This window comes from bacterium endosymbiont of Bathymodiolus sp. 5 South, from assembly GCF_900128535.1.
Lineage (GTDB): Bacteria > Pseudomonadota > Gammaproteobacteria > PS1 > Pseudothioglobaceae > Thiodubiliella.
Map to the genome: position 1 here is coordinate 1 of NZ_FQTR01000361.1, position 1,068 is coordinate 1,068.

Annotated in this window: 1 protein-coding gene; it reads right to left on the bottom strand. The window is 34.2% G+C overall.

Annotated elements, in window-relative coordinates; translation table 11 throughout:
* Positions 1 to 126: 126 nt before the first annotated feature.
* A complete protein-coding gene (locus BBROOKSOX_RS11500) occupies positions 127 to 879 on the bottom strand; it encodes a hypothetical protein (RefSeq protein ID WP_139661998.1) in 753 nt (250 codons plus the stop codon).
* Positions 880 to 1,068: the final 189 nt, after the last annotated feature.

A 1,068-nucleotide genomic window follows, 5' to 3' on the forward strand; every position in this document is an offset into this window, starting at 1 on the left:
CATCAGGTAGTTGAATTCTTTTTGGCATTGTTTTGTTGGTGAAAAAAATGATTATTATACACTATTTATAGTATTGTTGTTTTTTGAATTTGGTATTACATCTATTTTACAACTACAAAAAAAGATTCATGCGGCTATTGGATATTTAACCCCAGTGGAAAAAATGGCTGAATTGAAAAAAGCGACTTGAAATGTGTCCAAATAAATTAGACCACTACAATCGGTTTTTTCCTTCTTTTCCCAACCCCGATCAAGGTAATATTTATCTCTTATAGAGCGAAGTTGAACGCGTTTTACATTGTTTGCTTTAAATCTTTGGAGCGTGTAATTTAAGAGCGACGACCCTCCTCCTTTAACGATCTTTGTTTGACCTTCTATTAATCCTTCAGGGTTTGCTATCAGTGTTTTAATTTCAGGTATTGTTTGCCTTGCATCCTCTGCATAAGATACAGCCTCTATCTTGCCTTTGTAAATGGCAACATGAACTTCTCTTGTGGGCAAGTGATCCATCTCAACACCTTCTATTATATCGCGTGATAATATTGAGGAAGTTGAAGCATCTGATCCTATATCCGATTCGTCTTCTTCTGCCCATTTAATTAAAACAGGTTTAACATTTGACATGTATGATTCTATATCGGTCTCTGATGCCAGACTATAGGTTTTAAATTGAAACGCATTTTCTGTGTCAATTATTTTAGTTAATTGACCCGTTTCAAAATTCTTTTCGAATAAGTAAGGGGGGAAATCATTGGCTGTATATTGATAATTCTGAAGAATAAGAAACATATAGTTGGTAGCATGAATTAAACTGCCACAAAATAGGGTTATCAATAGCAAGGTTTTTAAAAAACCAACAAAAATATTTTTAAGTTTCATTCATACTTCTCCATTTTTTTAATACCATTTGACCTTTACTTTAAAGTAGCACACTTCCACAGTGTAATACCCCCATTTTCCATACAACTCTAAAGTAGAGGCTTGACTGTTTACAGTCATCTTATTACGCCACCTTTGCTCTTGGCGGTATCCCGCCTAGAGCAAAATATGGTCGTTCATTATTATAAA

What these genes read in the sequence shown, in the direction of transcription:
- BBROOKSOX_RS11500 (WP_139661998.1), bottom strand. Translation starts at nt 879, where the DNA reads ATGAAACTTAAAAATATTTTTGTTGGTTTTTTAAAAACCTTGCTATTG.